This window comes from Exiguobacterium sp. s36 (assembly GCF_018618345.1).
Taxonomy (GTDB): domain Bacteria; phylum Bacillota; class Bacilli; order Exiguobacteriales; family Exiguobacteriaceae; genus Exiguobacterium; species Exiguobacterium chiriqhucha.
This window is the reverse complement of sequence record NZ_JACSLW010000001.1, coordinates 792,605-811,915: the sequence shown is the minus strand read 5'-3', so window position 1 is coordinate 811,915 and position 19,311 is coordinate 792,605. Positions and strand designations below refer to the sequence as shown.

The 19,311-nt window shown below is 45.9% G+C and carries 15 protein-coding genes; 11 read left to right on the top strand and 4 right to left on the bottom strand.

Translation table 11 applies throughout. From position 1 onward, the window contains the following. Window positions 1–9: 9 nt before the first annotated feature. The 3 genes from KNP95_RS04015 to KNP95_RS04005 all read right to left on the bottom strand — a co-directional run bounded on the left by KNP95_RS04015 (window position 10) and on the right by KNP95_RS04005 (window position 3,178). Entirely contained in the window at window positions 10–840 is an 831-nt protein-coding gene (locus tag KNP95_RS04015) for a carbohydrate ABC transporter permease (RefSeq protein ID WP_214835566.1), read from the bottom strand. Beyond that, on the bottom strand, window positions 837–1,850 hold the full coding sequence (locus KNP95_RS04010) for a carbohydrate ABC transporter permease (protein ID WP_251138490.1): 1,014 nt from the start codon (window positions 1,848–1,850) through the stop codon (window positions 837–839). Before KNP95_RS04010 ends, KNP95_RS04015 begins: the two co-directional genes overlap by 4 nt. 71 nt (window positions 1,851–1,921) lie before the next feature. Continuing rightward, on the bottom strand, window positions 1,922–3,178 hold the full coding sequence (locus tag KNP95_RS04005; RefSeq protein WP_214835562.1) for a type 2 periplasmic-binding domain-containing protein: 1,257 nt from the start codon (window positions 3,176–3,178) through the stop codon (window positions 1,922–1,924). A 291-nt stretch (window positions 3,179–3,469) separates the two neighbouring features. On the opposite strand from KNP95_RS04005, the gene KNP95_RS04000 reads away from it, so the two are divergent. The 8 genes from KNP95_RS04000 (at window position 3,470) to KNP95_RS03965 (ending at window position 14,164) form a co-directional block, all read left to right on the top strand. Beyond that, complete coding sequence (locus KNP95_RS04000) at window positions 3,470–4,654, top strand: galactokinase (protein WP_214835560.1); 1,185 nt, start codon at window positions 3,470–3,472, stop codon at window positions 4,652–4,654. Then, on the top strand, window positions 4,654–5,655 hold the full coding sequence (gene galE, locus KNP95_RS03995; RefSeq protein ID WP_214835558.1) for a UDP-glucose 4-epimerase GalE: 1,002 nt from the start codon (window positions 4,654–4,656) through the stop codon (window positions 5,653–5,655). The genes KNP95_RS04000 and galE overlap by 1 nt, the downstream gene beginning before the upstream one ends. Continuing rightward, window positions 5,655–7,169, top strand: coding sequence for a UDP-glucose--hexose-1-phosphate uridylyltransferase (locus KNP95_RS03990; protein WP_251138454.1), 1,515 nt, complete (start codon window positions 5,655–5,657; stop codon window positions 7,167–7,169). The genes galE and KNP95_RS03990 overlap by 1 nt, the downstream gene beginning before the upstream one ends. Continuing rightward, entirely contained in the window at window positions 7,138–8,163 is a 1,026-nt protein-coding gene (locus tag KNP95_RS03985; protein ID WP_214835554.1) for an aldose epimerase family protein, read from the top strand. Before KNP95_RS03990 ends, KNP95_RS03985 begins: the two co-directional genes overlap by 32 nt. A gap of 16 nt (window positions 8,164–8,179) precedes the next feature. Next, on the top strand, window positions 8,180–9,166 hold the full coding sequence (locus tag KNP95_RS03980) for a LacI family DNA-binding transcriptional regulator (protein WP_214714280.1): 987 nt from the start codon (window positions 8,180–8,182) through the stop codon (window positions 9,164–9,166). A 108-nt stretch (window positions 9,167–9,274) separates the two neighbouring features. Further along, window positions 9,275–10,237, top strand: coding sequence for an aldose epimerase family protein (locus tag KNP95_RS03975; protein WP_214835552.1), 963 nt, complete (start codon window positions 9,275–9,277; stop codon window positions 10,235–10,237). Window positions 10,238–10,392: 155 nt separating this feature from the next. Further along, entirely contained in the window at window positions 10,393–12,060 is a 1,668-nt protein-coding gene (locus tag KNP95_RS03970; protein WP_214835550.1) for a DUF262 domain-containing protein, read from the top strand. Then, window positions 12,047–14,164 (top strand): DUF262 domain-containing protein, encoded by a 2,118-nt coding sequence (locus KNP95_RS03965; protein ID WP_214835548.1) that lies wholly within the window; start codon window positions 12,047–12,049, stop codon window positions 14,162–14,164. The genes KNP95_RS03970 and KNP95_RS03965 overlap by 14 nt, the downstream gene beginning before the upstream one ends. A 45-nt stretch (window positions 14,165–14,209) precedes the next feature. On the opposite strand, the gene KNP95_RS03960 is transcribed toward KNP95_RS03965, so the two are convergent. Further along, window positions 14,210–15,181, bottom strand: coding sequence for an ankyrin repeat domain-containing protein (locus KNP95_RS03960; RefSeq protein ID WP_214835546.1), 972 nt, complete (start codon window positions 15,179–15,181; stop codon window positions 14,210–14,212). Window positions 15,182–15,635: 454 nt separating this feature from the next. Between KNP95_RS03960 and KNP95_RS03955 the strand changes: the two genes are divergently transcribed. The 3 genes from KNP95_RS03955 (at window position 15,636) to KNP95_RS03945 (ending at window position 19,242) form a co-directional block, all read left to right on the top strand. Continuing rightward, on the top strand, window positions 15,636–15,932 hold the full coding sequence (locus tag KNP95_RS03955; protein ID WP_214835543.1) for a hypothetical protein: 297 nt from the start codon (window positions 15,636–15,638) through the stop codon (window positions 15,930–15,932). A gap of 81 nt (window positions 15,933–16,013) precedes the next feature. Then, a complete protein-coding gene (locus tag KNP95_RS03950; protein WP_214835541.1) occupies window positions 16,014–16,985 on the top strand; it encodes a hypothetical protein in 972 nt (323 codons plus the stop codon). Between the two features lie 169 nt (window positions 16,986–17,154). Next, a complete protein-coding gene (locus KNP95_RS03945; protein ID WP_214835539.1) occupies window positions 17,155–19,242 on the top strand; it encodes a S8 family serine peptidase in 2,088 nt (695 codons plus the stop codon). Window positions 19,243–19,311: the final 69 nt, after the last annotated feature.

Sequence of the window (19,311 nt, the reverse complement as noted above, 5' to 3'; positions counted from 1 at the left end):
AACATCGCCTCACTTGATTCCAGAATTGGTGACGCCTTTGACGAAGTATTTGTTCGCCCAGAGGAAGATAATCAGTGCTGGTACGGTCGCGACGACGGTCGAGGCCATCATGGCCGCCGGGTTGACGAAGTTCGAGCCTTGCACGAGCGTGGCGACCCCGAGCGTGAGCGTCTTCATCTCGTCGCTGTTCGTGACGAGTGACGGCCAGAGGAAGTCGTTGTAGATGGCAAGGAACGTGACCACCCCGAGCGTCGTGACGACGGGTTTAATCGAGGGGAATATGACTTGCGTCAAGACTTGCCATTGCGACGCGCCATCGAGATAAGCCGCTTCTTCGAGTTCTTTCGGGAACGAGCGCAAGAAGTTGTAAATCAAGAACACGCCGAGCGTCCCAGCCGAATACGGCAAGATGAGCGGGGCGTACGTGTCGAGTAGGTCCGCGCTCTTGAACAGATAGAAGGCGGGGAACAACGTGACGATTCCCGGTACGGTCAAGGCGATGACGACGATGCCGAGAATGACCTTCTTGAACGGGATGTTGAGGCGAGCCAGCGCATAAGCCGCGAGGACGTCGACGAAGATGACGAGCACGGTACCGATTAACGTGACGATCGCCGTGTTGATTGTCCACTGGACCATGTTCGAGTCGGCTGAGGCCGAGAAGATGCTGGCATAGTTCTCAAGCGTCCATTGACGTGGGAACAGCGAGGCACTCGCGAGTGATTCGCTAAGCGTCTTAAAGGATGTGAACACCATCCAAACGAGCGGGAAGAGAAAGAGCACGGCGAGTACAGAAGCGACCGCAACAAGAATGCCTGATTTGATTCGTTTCTGTCTCATGTGATTTTTCGCTCCTTTTTATCGATTGTGGCAGCAGGGTGCTGATTGACGTTCGTCGGTCCGGCATTGACGGTCCGTTTCAAACGATTCCGCTCTTTGCGACTCGGTTTCGCGACGTCGTCTTTGTCACTCTTATACGAGATCCAATATTGGATGCCGGTGATGAGCATCATGATGACCCCCATGAGGAGCGCCATCGCCGACCCGACACCGAGCTGGTTGTTGCCGAAGACGGTCGTGTTGATGCCCATGATGAGTGAGCTCGTCGACTGTTCAGGTCCGCCTCGTGTGATGAGGAGCGATTGCCCGTACAAGTTGAATGAGGCGATGACGGTCGTGATCATGACGAAAATCGAGATGTTTCGAATCTCTGGCAACGTGATGAAACGGAATTTGTTCCAAGCCGAAGCCCCGTCCAAGTCAGCGGCCTCGTAAAGCGTGCCGTCGACTTCGTCGAGCGCGTTGACGAACAACAACATGTTGAAGCCGATTGTCCACCAGATGGTCGCGATGACGATGACGAGCCAGGCATACGGTTGGTCACCCGTCCAGTTGATTGGCGACGAGATAAGTCCGGCCTTCATCAAAATATTGTTGATATACCCACCGTTCGCTCCGAAGAGCCACAAGTAGATGGCGGACACGGCGGTGACTGAAATTGAGTAGGACAAGAAAAAGACGGTCCGGAAGAACGTCTTCAATTTTTTCGGTAAGTGCTCGATCAGTAAGGCGAGACCGAGACTGATCAAGATGAGCGGCGGTACGCTCAACACGATGAACATGAGGGTGTTTTTGAGCGAGGTCATGAACGTTCGGTTATAAATCGTGTCAGGTGTCAAGATGTCGACATAGTTCTTCAAACCGATGAATCCATTGTTTCCGACCGACAACCGGAAGTCGTGAAGACTGATCCAAATGCCGTATAAGAGCGGGACTAACCAAAAGACTAGGAAGCTTACCAGGAATGGGACAACGAAGATGAACCCAAGCCACTTTGATTTGTTCGTCATATGCACGGGGAAGACCCTCCTTCATAAGAAATCAGTGCAGGATACCCTGCACTGACCTCGTGTCCTTCAGCTTATTGAGTATCTGCAATCTGTTTAGCGGCTTTCGTCGCTTTTTTAAGCTCATTCATGAGCGCATCTTTTGTAAGATTTGGTTCACTCGTCAACTTCGTGAAGACGACTTCGTTCATGTAACGCATTTGCTCATCGAACTGATAGACGCGCGGTGCGGCCACATATGTGTCGAGCTGCTCTTGGTTCTTCGCAGCCAACTCATATTTCTCTGGGTCTTCCGTGATCAAGTCGAGTGTCGCAAGGTGTGATGGTGTCTGGCCAGATTCAGCCCAGTTCGCCAAGTTTTCTGGTGTGTAGAGATACTTCAAGAACTCAGAGATACCGTCTTTCACTTCTTCGTCCTCGACGGAAGCGGCGACCGAGATTGTATGGGCGTTACCTGTCGTCGCTGCCGTTTCGAATAGTGTCGGCATGGCACCGATGCCGAGGTTGTCCGCGTACTTCTCTTTCACGGCTTGATAGTACCAAGGACCGGTCATCGTGACGGCCGTTTGTTTGGCCCCTTCATCCGCTGACTTCATGAACGCTTGGAACTCACCGTCGAGGCCGAGTTTTTCAGGTGACGTGTTGTCTTTGAAGACCATGTCGTGATACTGCATGAGCGCATCGGCATAGTCGCTCTGCGTGAAGTCGAGATATCCATCTTTCGCAAGGTCGATGCCGTTTTGCGCGGCGGCGGCCGTGAAGTAGAACGTCGTCAATCCGGTCGATGGGAGACCAAACGCATACAGGTTCTCGTTCTCACTTTGAAGCGTTTCGCCGAGTGCCTTCAATTGCTCGTAATCCGTCGGGGCTTCGCTGACGAGTTCTTCGTTATAGAACATCGTGAGCGGGTGAATGTCGAGCGGCACCCCGAACAGTTTGTCTTCGACCGTACCCGACTGGATACCTGCCGCGTTGAAGTCATCTTCTGCTAATCCGGCTGTTTCCATATAAGGGCCGGCGTCTTGAATCAATTGATCTTTTTGGTACGTCTCAAGGCTCGTCTCGTGGATGACGACCAAATCGTAATTCCCTGACTTAAATTTCGTATAGTGATCCTTCTCTTGCGACTGGACGACCTCGAACTCGTCCTGGCTAGAGTTGAACCCGTCCACGATTTTCGTCATGAAGGCACCGTCCCCGCCGGTGAAACCGTTGATGAACTTGATTTGTGTTTTCCCGCTATCACTTGAAGAGTCGCCCCCGCTACAAGCTGCGAGAGAGAAGACCAACAACCCCGTTGAAGCCGCTGCTCCAATTTTTTTCATGTTCATATGAATCCTCCTCCAATAATTGTGTAACCGCTTTCAAATAAAACTTAACGAATTTTAATGAATAATGCAACATATTTTTTACTAAAAAATTTAACTATTATTTTTATTTCATTTAATACAGACGATTAAATTATTCTCATCTAGGAAGTTATGTCGCAATATGAACGTTTTAAATGGCTATAATAAACGATTTAGACAAATTTAATTAGTAAAATTACATTGACTTTTAGTAAAATAATGACGAGAATGGAGTTGTGAAAGCGTTTACTCAATCGTCCGAGGAGGATTACTATGAATCAAAAACAAATGATTGCGTCGTATAAACAAACGTTCGAGACAGAACCGACGCATCTCTTTTTCGCACCTGGTCGAATCAATTTAATCGGCGAGCATACGGACTACAACGGGGGACATGTCTTTCCGGCTGCGATTACGTTTGGAACGTACGTCTTGATGCGGAAGCGTGAAGACGATGTCGTCCGCTTCTATTCAGAGAACTTTCCTAAAGTGGGGGTGATTGAACGTCGACTAGGCGATTTAGCGTTCCGGGAAGAAGATGACTGGGCGAACTATCCGAAAGCGATGCTTCATTTGTTGCAGGAACGGACTCAGGCCATCACCACGGGCATCGACATGTGGTTCTTCGGAAACATTCCGAACGGTGCCGGATTGTCTTCATCTGCATCAATCGAGCTGGCGACGGCGTTTGGACTGAATGTGATCGAGCGACTCGACCTTGAACCACTTGAGCTCGTGAAGCTGGGGCAACGGGCCGAGAACGAGTACATTGGTGTCAACAGTGGGATTATGGATCAGTTCGCCATCGGCATGGGCAAGCGAGGTCACGCGATGCTCCTCGATTGCGACACGCTCGCGTGTGAATATGCACCCATCGACTTGGATGGTCTCTCAATCGTCATCATGAATACGAACAAGCGACGGGAGCTGGCCGACTCGAAATACAATGAACGTCGGGCCGAGTGTGAGACGGCGCTCGAGCAGTTGCAACGTACGCTATCGATTCAGTCGCTCGGTGATGTGACACCGGAGACGTTCAAATCGAACGTCTCTCTGCTTCAAAACGAGACGCTCGTCAAACGGGCCCGACACGCCGTCTATGAAAACGATCGGACGCTCCAGGCGCTCGTCGCGTTAAAAGAGAATCGGCTCGAGGATTTCGGCCGTCTCATGAATGCGTCGCATGTCTCGCTTCGAGATGATTACGAAGTGACGGGGAAAGAGCTCGATACGCTCGTCGAGGCCGCTTGGGCGAACGGGGCCATCGGGGCCCGGATGACCGGTGCCGGTTTTGGAGGATGTGCGATTGCCCTCGTCCGCGATGAGGCGATTGATTCGTTTCGTCAAGCGGTGTCCGAACGGTATTCGGAAGAAATCGGGTATGCCCCGACGTTCTATGTGGCCTCAATCGGTGAAGGAGCACATGAAATGAAGCTTGGGATGAAGGAGGAAGTGTGATGACAACATTAGTCGTTGGTGGAGCCGGTTATATCGGGTCACATGCTGTGTATCAATTATTGGATCGCGGTGAGGATGTCGTCGTGATTGATAATTTGGAGACGGGACATCGGGAATCGGTTCATCCGCAGGCGCGGTTTTATGAAGGCGATATCCGAGACCGCAACTTCTTGAGCGATGTGTTCGTGACAGAAACGATTGATCAAGTCGTCCATTTCGCTGCCAACTCGCTCGTCGGCGAGTCGATGACCAATCCGCTCAAATATTATGACAACAACGTCCATGGAACGCAGTGCTTGCTCGAGGTGATGGTGGCCCATGACGTGAAACGACTCGTTTTCTCGTCGACGGCTGCGACATACGGTGAACAAGACGTGATGCCGATTACGGAGGAAGCCGTGACGAGACCGACGTCGACCTATGGGGAAACGAAGCTCGCGATGGAGCGAATGATTAAGTGGACAGAGGCGGCGCATGGATTACGATTCGTCTCGCTCCGTTACTTCAACGTGGCCGGTGCGCGCGCAGGCGGTGTCATCGGTGAGGATCACCATCCAGAGACGCATTTGCTGCCACTCGTTCTTCAAGTCGCGAACGGTCAGCGTGAGGCGATCTCCATTTTTGGGACGGATTATCCGACACCGGACGGCACATGCATCCGGGATTACATTCATGTCGAGGATTTGATTCAGGCGCACGTCTTGGCGCTCGACTATTTGAAAGAAGGCGGGGCGAGCGAGGTGTTTAACCTCGGTTCAAATAACGGTTTCTCTGTCCAAGAGATGATTGAAGAAGCGCGGGCCGTTACCGGTCATGCGATTCCGGCCGTGGAACAAGAGCGTCGGCCAGGTGACCCGCCGCGTCTCATCGCGTCGTCGGCGAAAGCGAAACGCATCCTTGGATGGGAACCATCGCGCACTGACGTGAAACGGATCATTCAAGACGCTTGGGATTGGCACCGGGCGCATCCGAACGGCTATAAGGGAGGCGTGACGTCTTGATGAATACGTATATCGAAGGATTGATTGATGAGGCGAAACGTCAAGAGTTGATTACAAGTCGTGACATCGTCTATTGTCGCAACCGCCTATTCGATTTATTAGGAGTCACGTGGGCTGAGGTCCCACGTAGCGATGGGAGCATTCCTGAGCTGTTGAATCACATCACAGAGGAAGCGGTGCGGCAGAAACTGATTGAGGACTTCTTGGAAACGAAAGAGATTTTGGCTGCTAAAGTGATGGATGTATTTTTACCAAAACCGTCTGATTTGGAGTACATGTTCCAACTTAAATACTTTGATGAACCGACGAAAGCGACCGATTACTTCTATCACTTGTCTCAAGCATCGAACTATATTCAGACGGCACGAATCGCCAAAAACATCTCGTATCAAGTCGCGACGTCATATGGAGAACTCGATATCACTATCAATATGTCGAAGCCAGAGAAAGATCCAGCTGAAATCGCGCGACAAAAATTGCTGCAACCAGCTGCAGGATTGGTCGACTATCCGAAGTGTCTCCTATGTGTCGAGAATGAGGGATACGCTGGCCGATTGGACCACCCGGCACGTACGAATCACCGTGTCGTCCCGATTCGTTTGGGCGGACAACCGTGGTATTTCCAATACTCGCCGTATGTCTATTACAACGAGCATTGCATCTTATTGTCGGAAGAGCATCGGGACATGGTCATCGATGAAGGGGCGTTCGAGCGCTTATTAGATTTCGTCGACAAGTTCCCGCACTATTTCGCCGGGTCGAACGCCGACTTGCCGATTGTCGGAGGCTCCATCTTGTCGCACGACCATTACCAAGGAGGGTGTTACGATTTTGCGATGGCCCGGGCCAAGGAACTATTCCCGCTGGAGCTCAAAGCGTTCCCTTCGATTGAGGCGACATATTTAAAATGGCCATTATCGGTCGTCCGTCTGCGAGGAATGGAGAAAGAGCAATTGATTCAAGCGGCCACGCTCGTGCTCGCTCATTGGCGGGTCTATTCGGATGAATCGCTCAATATTCTCGCTGAAACGGATCAGCCACATAACACGATTACGCCGATTGCGCGTCACCGAGGGGATGCGTTCGAACTCGATCTCGTTCTCCGCAACAACCGGACGACCGCAGACCATCCGATGGGGCTGTTCCATCCCCATGAGGACGTCCATCACATTAAACGAGAGAACATCGGATTGATTGAAGTGATGGGACTCGCGGTCTTGCCGGCACGGTTGAAAGCAGAGTTACGAGAAGTCATCCGCTATGTGGAGGGACGTCCGGCATCGGTCGAACCGATGCATCAAGCGTGGGCGGATTCATTAAAACAAATGGCCACGCATGACGTCGAGACGCTCGTTTACGAACAAGTCGGTCGGAAGTTCTTGAAAGGTTTAGAAGATTGCGGCGTATATAAACAAGATAAAACGGGATACGAGGGCGTGAAACGTTTCATCGACTCGATGCACACACAAGGAGGGTTGCGGGATGCGGCGTCTGTTCGGGCATTTGAACAATGAACCAATTTTCGAATATACTATATTTAACCAAAACAATCATGCCGTTTCTGTATTGAACTACGGCGGAATCATTCGAAGTTGGATGGTACCGGAACGTGACGGTCAAATATCCAATATCGTCCTCGGTTTTGACACAATCGAGGAGTATGTCGAGCACTCGCCGTATTTTGGAGCGATAATAGGGCGTCACGCGGGTCGAATCGCAGATGGGACGTTCCGGATTGAGAATGAGATGTATCGCTTGGCCAAAAATGATGGCGCGAATCACCTTCATGGTGGGGTTCAAGGATTTGATCGCCACATCTGGCAGGTTGAGCAACACGAGCAAACGCTCGTGTTGACGCGGACGAGCCCACATCTTGAAGAAGGCTACCCAGGCGAACTCACCGTTCAAGTGACGTATGAGCTGACGGATGAAGGGGAGCTCGTCATTTCATATGAAGCGACGACGACCGAACCGACCGTCTGCAATCTGACGAACCACACGTATTTCCAACTTGGAAGAATCGGTGAAACGGTGGCGGCGCAAGAACTGAGCATCGCGGCTGACGCGTTCGCACCGATTCGACCAGACTCGATTCCGACAGGTGAAAGAATCCCGGTCGAAGGTACCTTATTCGACTTTCGTTCGCCCCGGCTACTCGGATCCGGTTTTCATCGACTAGATGAACAATTAGAGCACGCGCAAGGCGGGTATGATCATCCTTTCTTTTTGAACGAGACAGACGAGTCGCCTCAAGCGACACTGCATGACCGCGACACCGGGCGTCGATTAACGATGCGAACGGACTTGCCGGTTCTCGTCGTCTATAGCGGCAATCAATTGGATGGCACTATTACAGTAGAAGAGGCAATCATCCCACAATACGGGGCGATTTGTCTTGAAGCACAACGGTTACCAAATGAAATCAATGAAGTCACTACCTCAAGCGCCATCTTGTCTCCCGGAGAGACGTATCGGGCGACAACGGTATACCAGGTGACGACGGACTAGTATAGGGGAGAAGCACATGGCTACGATTAAAGACATAGCGAAGCGAGCGAACGTGTCCATCGCGACCGTCTCGCGTGTACTCAATTTGGACCCATCTCTGTCGGTGACGGCAGAGACGAAACAACGTATATTTGAGATCGCCGAACAAATGGATTATCAAAAGAAGGGTACCAAACGGACACGCGTCCAAAAAGTAGCTTTGGTTCACTGGTTCACGGAAGAAGAAGAATTGAACGATCTTTACTATATGGCCATTCGTCATGGCATTGAAAATGCCTGTCGCCAACAAGGTCTCGACGTTCAAAAATACACGTATCAACAGTTGGAAGACGTCAGCCAAGCGAATGTAGAAGGGATTATCGCGGTCGGAAAGTACAGCCATCAAGAAATCGAGTCGTTGAAAAAAGCAGCGGACGCCATCGTGTTCGTCGACTACACGCCTGAAGACGAGCGTTATGATTCTGTCGTGACTGATTTTTCGAAGGCGACACTAAAAATTCTCCATCACTTTTGGCATCAAGGGGTGACGGACATCGGCTATATCGGTGGACGAGAGACGTCACGCGACGGGTCCGAAATTTTTGCGGATGCGCGGGAACAGACGTATGTCCAGTTCATGAAAAATCACGACGTCTTCTTGCCGGAACGGATGATGGTCGGTAAGTTTTTGGCGGACGACGGATATCGGATGATGAATGCGATGATTACCGAAGACGAGGTGCCGAAAGCATTACTGATTGCGAGCGATACGTTGGCAATCGGTGCCCTGCGTGCCCTCCATGAAAAAGGGGTCCGGGTCCCGCACGACGTCTCGATGATCAGCATCAACGATATTAGTGTCTCGAAGTACGTCTATCCAGCCTTGTCGACGATTCATGTCCATACGGAGATGATGGGAGAGACGAGCGTCGAACTGTTGCTAGAACGATTGAACGGCCGGAAAATCGGCAAAAAGGTCGTATTGCCGACAGAACTCATTCTCCGCAACAGTAGCCAACAATAAGCGATTCGACCGCCACGAGATTGTGGCGGTTTTTTTGATGGGATTATCCAACGGAAAGGGAGGGAACAAGTAGCATAGTTAAGACTCTAATCGAAGTAGGTGAGCCAGTTGAGAGAAGCAACGATTGAAAACAAGAACGGCATGCGCTTGTCTGCCATTTCATACGGATGTGCCATGACCGAGTTGACGGCACCGGACCGTGATGGGAACATGGACTCCGTCATTTTGAAATATGGCAATCCCGAGCAATACCTCGAGAACCCGGTCTATCTCGGTTCCGTCGTCGGACGAATCGCCGGACGGATTCGCAATGCGGAGATTGATGGTGTGGCCTTGACCCCAAGCGAGGCCCCGCATCATATCCACGGCGGAGACGACGGCATCACATCCCGACATTGGGACATGGACGTCGAGGGGCAGGCGATTTACTTTAAGTATGTAAGCCCAGATGGGGAAGAAGGCTATCCCGGCAACGTCACGTTCAAAGTCGTCTATGAGTTGACGGACGACAATGAGTTCGTCGTCACGATGACGGCTCAGACGGACAAACGGACGTGGGTCAACTTGAACCATCACAACTACTTCAATCTCGGCGGACGACCGACGATTCATGACCATGTGTTGACGCTGCCGGCCGAGCACGTGGCGAAGCTCGATGACGAGTCTTTACCGACGGGTGAGTTACTTGAAGTGGAAGCGACACCGTTCGATTTCCGTGACGGGAAGCCAATCGGTGAGGCAATTTCGTCGGAGGACGAAGCCATTGTGAAGGCTGGTGGGCTGGATCACCCATTCATCTTGAAGGACGGGGTGACCCGGTTGCACGATCCAGTGAGCGGACGCGTGATGGACGTCGAGACGAACCAACCGGTCATGGTCGTCTATACGGCGAACTTCCTCAGTGAAGAGACACCAGTCACGCTCGAGGGACGGCAAAAGCACAGTGCGATTTGTTTAGAAGCACAAGCGTTCCCAGACGCACCAAACCATCCAGACATCGCCACATCGATTGAACTGAAACCGGAGGAGTTATATCACTCGAGGACGGTTTATCGGTTTGGGGTGGAGTGAAATATGAAGCTCATTATGCAATTGCATAATGAGCTTTTATGTTGGAAAAAAATACAGAAACTTATTCGTACCATAAACAAAAAAAGTAAAGCTCAACCTCTGTATAATCCTTATAATGTAAAAAGGATAATATTTTTGTAAAGGGGTCTAAAAATATGGAAGCGCTAAGGTTAATAAGCATTAATGATATCGGAGTGAAGTCACATTTCTTTGTCCCGTCCTATCAAAGAGGATATCGATGGGATGATCAGCAAGTTAACAATTTGTTAAATGATCTATATGAATTTATGGGTGAGCGCGTAGGGGATCAATTCTATTGTCTACAGCCTGTCGTAGTGAGGAAGCGTGGAGAAAATAATTTTGAGGTCATCGATGGGCAACAACGATTGACGACGATTTCCATTCTACTTCAATGTTTAGGGTTCCCTACATTTTCAATTTCATATGAGACGAGACCGAAAAGCCAACATATGCTAGCCTCCCTTAAAGATTACGTGCAAGAAGAAGCGAAAGATGTTGATCACCATTATTTCAAAGAAGCCTATTTAACAATCAAAAAATGGATCGAGGAAAAGCAAGTCGATGAAATGACCATCATCAGTGAACTCTATATCACTCTTGGAAAACATACAAAAGTCATCTGGTATGAAATAAAGGAAGATATGGATGTTCATGAGTTGTTCATGCGTTTAAATATTGGGAAAATTCCATTGACGAACGCCGAGTTGATTAAAGCCTCACTTCTCCAACCGCTATTCAACAGCGAACGGCAAGAACTCGCTTTACAATGGGAAGAGATGGAGCAAACGCTACAAGATGATTCATTTTGGTATTTTATCGAACCGAAAGTTACGTACACGAACCGTATTGAATTTCTATTTGACATCATAGTCGGTAAAACATCAGCAGATATTGACCCATTCCATACATTTTATAAGCTGACGCAACATGAAGACTTTTGGGAAAAAACCCGTTTATTATTTGCACGTCTTCGAGAATGGTACGCGCATAGGGAGACGTATCATCTCATTGGATACCTATTGCATGCGAAAACAAACGCTTATTCGATTCCGAATTTGATTACCTTATATGATAGCGATTTTATTGATTCAAAAGAGAAGTTCATCGATACATTAAGTCAGTATGTTCGAGCAACTCTTCCAAAGGATTTTAAAGTTATAAATGATTATCGGTATGGCACAGATAATCGTGCGATTCAAAACGTGCTTCTCTTTTTCAATATCTTAGAGGAGATGCGTTCGGCGCGAGATACACATAGATTTCCTTTTGATCATTATGCGAAAGAGCATTGGTCTCTCGAACATATTCATGCACAAAAAACTGAAGAGCTCAATAACCGAAAGCAGTGGGAGAAATGGTTACGTGATGCGCTTAAACTGATAGAACCGCTCGTACAATCGAAATTAACTGAAAACATAAAAGAAATGTTGGATCGCGATTTTGAACGGGTCGAATTCGAGAATATGGTTCAGCAAGTTGAGAACGAATTGAAAGAAGAGAATAAACACTTGTTCCTTGAAGGAGAAGACATTCATAGTGTTGGGAATTTAGCGTTACTTGACCGAAGGGTGAATACGATACTAGGTAATCACTATTATCCCATTAAATTTGAGGCTTTGAAGCAACACGAAAGAGCTGGCGGATACGTGCCTCCTGCGACAAGAAAAGCGTTTTGGAAGTACTATTCAAAACAACCAGATCATTTTGAGTATTGGGCATCGACAGATCAACAAGATTATGTGGATGGCATCGTCGAAACGTTAAACACTTACTTTAAGGAGGGTACTCATGCACACGTTTAAATCGCTCTTGTCAGAACAAGCAATTCTGATTCCTATGATTCAACGAGACTATGCGCAAGGGCGAAGGGATGTCCATGCGACGCGTGTTCGTCAAGAGATTGTCGAGCAACTTAAACAAGCAACACTCTATCAAAAAGGATTAGATTTTGATTTCATATATGGAGCTGTCCGTGAAGGTGCGCTTAGACCTTTAGATGGTCAACAACGATTAACGACGTTATTTCTCCTCTATTGGTATATTGGGAAATATCGAAAATCAAATCTTCCTTCGTACTTATATCATTTTACGTATGAAACGAGAATTAGTGCGCGCGATTTTTTCAATGCTTTACGAGATAAAGAAATTGTAGAAATTTCGAATCAACCTTTAAGTAGCGTCATCCACAAGCAAAAATGGTTTCAAGAGGCATGGTTGAATGATCCGACGATTCAAGGTGCACTGACGATGCTCGATACGATTAATGAAACTTTTAAAGATGTTCCAGCGTCAGAATTTCCGGATTTAGAGTTTGAAGAGCCAAATGTCACTTTTCATTATCTTGATTTGGATACGTTTCAACTTGATGAAAGTTTATACATCAAAATGAACTCACGTGGAAAACCACTTACTGCATTCGAGCACTTTAAAGCACAGTTTGAACAGATGTTAGAAAAAAACGGGTGGATCGAAGAACAGCAAGAGTTTGCACAGAAAGTTGAAGTCAAATGGTCGGATTTACTTTGGCCATATCGTGATTTAAAAACACAAACGATTGATTCGGCATTTTTAAACCTATTTCGTTTTATTTCAAGCATATTGGTTTTACAGGAAAGTGATTCTGAATTCGATGATCAGGAAGATTTATTTACATCCGTGACAATCCCTGAACGATTCAAAGTGATTTATCAAGACTGTGAATCCGTTCGATTTTTATTTGATGCGCTCGATGCTTGGTCATCGGCAGATGTGATGGTTCAAGATTTTAAAAAATATGTAGAATCAATTCCGTTGATTAATCAAGACTTATTGACACGCCTACTTACTGGAAAACTATCAAATGAAGACCAATTTATCGTCTATGCGATCTTATTGCTTCGACAAAACGAATTAAATGAAAATATTGAACTTGTAAGAGTGCTAAGGAATGTAATTGAAGGAATACGACAAAACAACCAAGGCGTTTATAACTCAAACTTAAGGTTCGAAATGTTCGGTTCTTTATATAAACAAATCAAACAATTTATAACAAAAGATGGCACAATTATCGAACGATTAGAGCGGTTGGAAACACCTTTCAACGCACGTGTGATTGAACATGAGATAGAGAAACAAGTTTGGCTGACTGAATATCCGCAATTTAAATCGCTAATGTATCAATTGGAAAATCATCCAATCTTAAAAGGATTGACGCATCGTGTATTTCCAGCTTTCATGAGACATGGAGAAGTTGCTGCAGAATTAATTTTTGAGTTGTTAGAAGCATCGCCGGCCCAGGTTTCCCGAGCAATGTTGGCGATAGAAGATTTCGATTTAGTCATAGGGCGATCAAATTTAGGGCCACGTTATGTTTTTGGAGGGACGAAGTACAAAGGGTACGTTTGGACAAATCAGCTTGGGACAGATGAACAAGAGGAAGAAAAGCAACTTCAACTTGTATTAGACCGTTTAATCGATTACTTGTTAGAGATTGAGGGTGAAGTAAGTGCGAGATTGAAACAAGTCATAGATGATTGGTCTGGAGATCGAGATTGGCGCTATTATTTAATCCGATATGATAATATGCTGACGGACAAAGGACACGTTTTTACTTTACAAGGCAAGAATGCGTGGCAAATGGAGCGTTTGAATGGTGTAAGTTTGCAAGGGTCACATGCGAATCCAATCTATTTTGAAGTGGCTGAACATAGCCCAGAAGTCACTGTTGAAGAGGTATACTATAACGATTACAGTGAAATGACGGTAAACGGGACTACACTGTTTATTGTTGATGGTGTATGGGAAGTTGAAGGTGATTACGATAAAGAGGCGTTACAGCGATTGGTTGATTCAAATGAAGATTTAGTCGAGCAAGGAATCAAATTAGCACATTGGTTTAGTCAAAAGAGTCAAATCGTTACACCATAAAAAAGACGTCGTTCCTCATCATTGGATGAAGGACGACGTCTTCATTTATTTTGGAAACGGAACAATCTCTGGGGGATGGAGTTCTCGATACGTTTTCCCACCCATATCGCGAAAACGTTGTGCCCAGCCCTTTTCACTTTTGCTCAGACACACGTCCACCAGTGTCTCCGCTTCGTTCGGAGGCACATAATTTATTTCGATGCCTTGTTCAAGCATGAGTGGCAAAAGGTTCAAATAGCCCGAGTCAATCATGACCATTGCTAAATTAGCGCAAAACGATGTTCGTTCATCTCGTTGGATGGGGAGACATTCTAAAAACTTTCTCTTAAAAATTGAGGGGCGTCCACAGTGAAGCGAGAATGCCAAAAAATTAAATGAATCATGTAGTCTGAACGGCGCCACCGGATAACGTAGCATGCGTTGGAGTGTCATTTCGTTCTCATCAAAAATGCAAAGATATATCGCTTTGTGAGAGACACGCCCTCCTTGTTCGATGACGAAATCGACGGTTTCAGGACGCAATCGATTCGGCAAGAAGTCTAGCAAATCGTCTGGCAGCGTATACTGAGGATTTAATCGACGCAGATGTTCAATCATAAGTCGAGCAGGTTCAAGTTGATTAGAACTCACTGCGAAATGGAGCGACGTTTCTCCCCAGCGACCGATACGTTCAACTTCTGCACCATGATTGAGCAAGGACTGAATGACTTCAACATGAGTATTATTCCGAAACACCAATTCGGTTAAAATCGTTTGCCCGGTTTTGGTAGTACTGTTCGCATTCATCCCATTTGCGAAGAACATTTCGACCAAATCGAGATGCCCGGATTCGGCACATATTTGAAAATCACCGATATCTTCATACGATAAAAATAATGGGGCGAGTTTTGGATCATATTGTAAAGCAAGACGAAGTAATTGCTTAGTGTGGTAATCGTCTAATTCAATCGACTCGAATAGTCTAATGGCCAGCGCTTCATTTTTAGATGAGATCGCTTTTTTTAACAATTTATACATGTACCAGCCTCCATTTCATGATGTACGTACGGTTTCCCATTTCAGACAAGATGCTCCTTCGAAAGTATCCAGACCGCTCATGCTACCGCTATACGGGCCGTTACATCTTCCGGTCGCTTCCTTGGTCTCGAAAAAGCTGGCAGTAAAATCTACGTTGCGTTGGCCGCCCCAATATCGGCAACTTGCGCACACTAGTTGGTCTTTGCTCCATGTCGTCAATAAGTATCCCACCCTATTAAAATAGTATAGATTCCATTATATAGTTATTATATAATTATTTTGTAATTAATTGTTCGTATTTTTCTTTTAATATCCATTTTTAATTCGTAAGCTATTTTGATTTAGAACTACTTTTGAAAACTTTAATTAATTCGAATAAACACTTTACAAACTTCAAATGAAATACTATTGTATTATTAAGAGCAAGTCATACTCATCAATTGGAGGAATGTATATGTATTATTCAGATCAAGATTTTGCTGAGAAGGTTGGAGACAAGCCAGGTAATATTCGATTCTTTAAGAAATGCTTACGGGATTTAGGGCTCATTGGAAGTCGTCAACAACTATCCGATGAATACTTGGAGATTTTTAAAGCAGTGAGTGATTATCGAGATGAGAATCGGTCGACATGGGAAGTGGCGATGGAAAGTGTCCTGCCAAGATACGTCGATCAAGAAGACACAAAAAACGATCGGGAGATTTTAGAAGAGATTCTAGCAGTGCTAAAGCGCATCGAACAAAAAATGTGATGTGATTCGTTGACAACTAAGTATACTGAGTCCTAAGTTTTTATCAATTGCTATCCCATACCAATGAAAAGAGGACAAACAATGACAACAAATTTTGAAAACGACCAGTTTCATCTATCAGAGGAAGAAATGAAACGATTAGAGAAATGGTTTGGTTACGGCGCCTTTCGAGAAGCTGATATCGTATTTTTTGGAAACGAAGAAGGCCTTGGTGGCTACCCGATTGAAGCGGTGCGCGCTCGAACACGAGTGTATGGTAAAAATTCAGATACTTGGTTAGGTGAAGATTGGGAAAATGGTTATTGGGATGAGAGCGGTCATACAGGATACAAGTTGCTTGGGGAAGTCACGAATGAAATTCGTGCTGAAAAGGGATTGGCACCACACAATAAAAAAGAAGGTAATCCGCGTTCAACTATGTTAGATTTTCAAGCTCGCTTACTTCTGGCATTAGAGCAACCGGAATATGATTGGTTCGCTTTAAAGGACGGGAAAAAGGACGAAGAGACAACGAACAAATGGAAAGAAAAATATGAGCGGATTCAAACCTTATATGATAAAGACCATAAAATAAAAGCTGCGCTAATGGACTGGAGACCGCTCCCCCGTCAGGATGAAAATACTTGGCCTTATCAATTGGATCAAAATGAGTACTTAAAAGCATTTAAACCTGGAAAACGATATTTGAAAAAAATACAGTCTGCCATTGAGACAGATAATCTAGATGGTTTGAATGAGTACGGTAAAATGGTCGTAGCAAGGACGAAACTCTTGAAGCGAGTCATTGAGCAATTTGATTTCCCGGTGATTGTCGCGTCTGGAGATCCCGATGCGAAAGAAAACTTATTCAAATTGATATTTGCTGACGGGGGAATCACGTTTGAAGAAAAAACTCTATCGAATGGGAAGCGTTACAAAAAGGCGGTAGTTTACGTGGGGAATCGAGAACTTACAATTCTGTTAAGCTTATTCTTCGATTACCGCAGCAATTGTCTTGGACGTGATGGATTGAAAGATTTGTATAACAAAGAACTTGTTCCGCTATTTAATTAAGGCTATCTATAATTTTCATCTCTGGGAATCTAGTCATTCAAGAACCGTGATTAGATTCTTTTTTTGTTTAACTATTATAAATAAAAAGAAAATATTTGAAAAAGGTAAACTTTAAATTCCTGATATAAACTATATATAGTTTGATTTACAAAATAATGGAGGAATATAAATGGCTACATATTTTTTAAAATTAATCCTCGTCACAGGAATGGCGCTCTTGACTTTCGGAAGTAGTGTCTCAGCAAATGAGAACGAAGCCATGCCCGAACGAGTAATAGTCGAAGTTAAAGGAACGAGAAATGGAGATTTTGAAGGGGAGGTGATTTCGTCAAACCACTTGCGTAAGCAAGCGACGATGACTATGGAAGTACCGGAGGGGATGGCTACTTCTGCATTTATAAAAGAGTTAGAGCAAGATGAAAATGTTCTACGCGTGGAAGAAGACCATTTACTTAAATCAACATACACCCCGAGTGATCGATATTTCAATTATCAATCTCATCATACTAACATCCAATCTGAAGACGCTTGGGATCGAGCGAAAGGGGCAAATGTAGTTGTCGCAATTTTAGATGATGGAATCGATTTGAGACATGAAGATTTTAAAGGTAAAATTGTTAATCCATATGATATTGTATATGACTCGCCGTACACATTGACACCAGGTGAGCACGGCACTCATGTCGCTGGGATTGTCGCCAGTCAAATGGACAACGGTTATGGCGGAGTGGGCGTTGCGCCCGATGCATTCATCATGCCGATTGATGTCTTTGTAGGAGATGCTGCATACACATCAGATACGATTAAAGCAATTTATCGTGCCGTTGATCAAGGAGCGGACGTCATCAATATGAGTTTAGGTAGTTATAACTACAGTTATGCCTACCAACAAGCGATTAACTATGCGTACGCGAAAAATGTCGTCGTCGTGGCCGCAGCAGGAAATGATTCGACGAGTGCGACGCATTATCCATCTTCCTATAATCACGTCATTTCTGTAGGATCGACGACTTCTTATGATACGCTATCCTATTTCTCTAACTACGGATGGGATATTGATATTACTGCACCGGGAAGCTCCATCTTTTCAACAATGCCTTACAATAAATATGCATATATGAGCGGGACCTCGATGGCATCTCCAGTTGTTGCTGGTGTGGTCGCTTTGTTGAAATCTTCCGAGCCAAGCCTGTCTGTGGATGCTATCACAGAACGTTTGACTAGCACAGCTGATGATTTAGGGAATGCAGGATGGGATTATTATTATGGACATGGTCGTGTCAATGCGAAGGCAGCACTACGTGTTCGTAAACTCGAAGCTGTTACGGTCTATGAGTTTTCCGACATCTCGGAGACGATAACTGGCATGGTACCAACAGAAAATGGAATTGGACATGTATCAATTACTGACGAAGCGGGAAATGTCGTCGGCTCTGCGCGTAACTTATCTGGAGGCGAATATTTCAGCATCACTATGCCACGCTATGAGGCCGGAACGGAACTAAAAGTGGTATTTCATGATGATATTGGGAATTATAGTCCGTCTACATTAATTACAGTAAGCGATCGAACAAATCCGATTGTAACTGGTGTAAAGAATAAACAACTTACCAACAAATCGATTCTCATTCAATATAACGAAGGTACAGCTACTTTAAATGGGAAACGTATTTCAAATAATTGGTCGGTGCAGACTTCTGGTGATTACACACTTCGTGTCACTGATCAAGCTGGGAATACAACCGTTCTAACATTCACTATCGACAAAGTAGCACCGTCAAAACCGACCATCTCAACGTTGACGAATAAATCGACGAAAGTAACTGGGAAAGCCGAGAAGGGATCAACGGTGTCCATTACGTATAATGGACGGACGTACACAACGAAAGCATCGACTGCCGGCACATACAGTTACAGCTTGAAAACAACGAAAGCAGGGGCGTCGGTTACGGTTCGAGCGAAAGATACGGTAGGAAACGTTTCGACGACTGCTTCGAATAAAATATTAAATACGTTCGCCACGTTTACCGTTAACACGATTAAATCGAGCGCATCCTCGGTAACTGGTAAAGGAAATAAAGGCGCGACCGTGAAAGCGTACGTCGGTTCGAGAGCCATCAGCAAGGCCGCTAAAGTAGACTCGAAAGGGAACTATAAGTTGACAATCTCACGTCAAAAAGCGGGCGTCACGGTGACCGTGAAGATGACACAAACAGGCTATCAAGAATTGAAGAAGACGACCAAAGTAGCGAAGTGATGTAATACAACAAAAACACCCGAAGGGTTGGTTGTTCGATCAGCCAACTCTTCGGGTGTTTATTTAGTT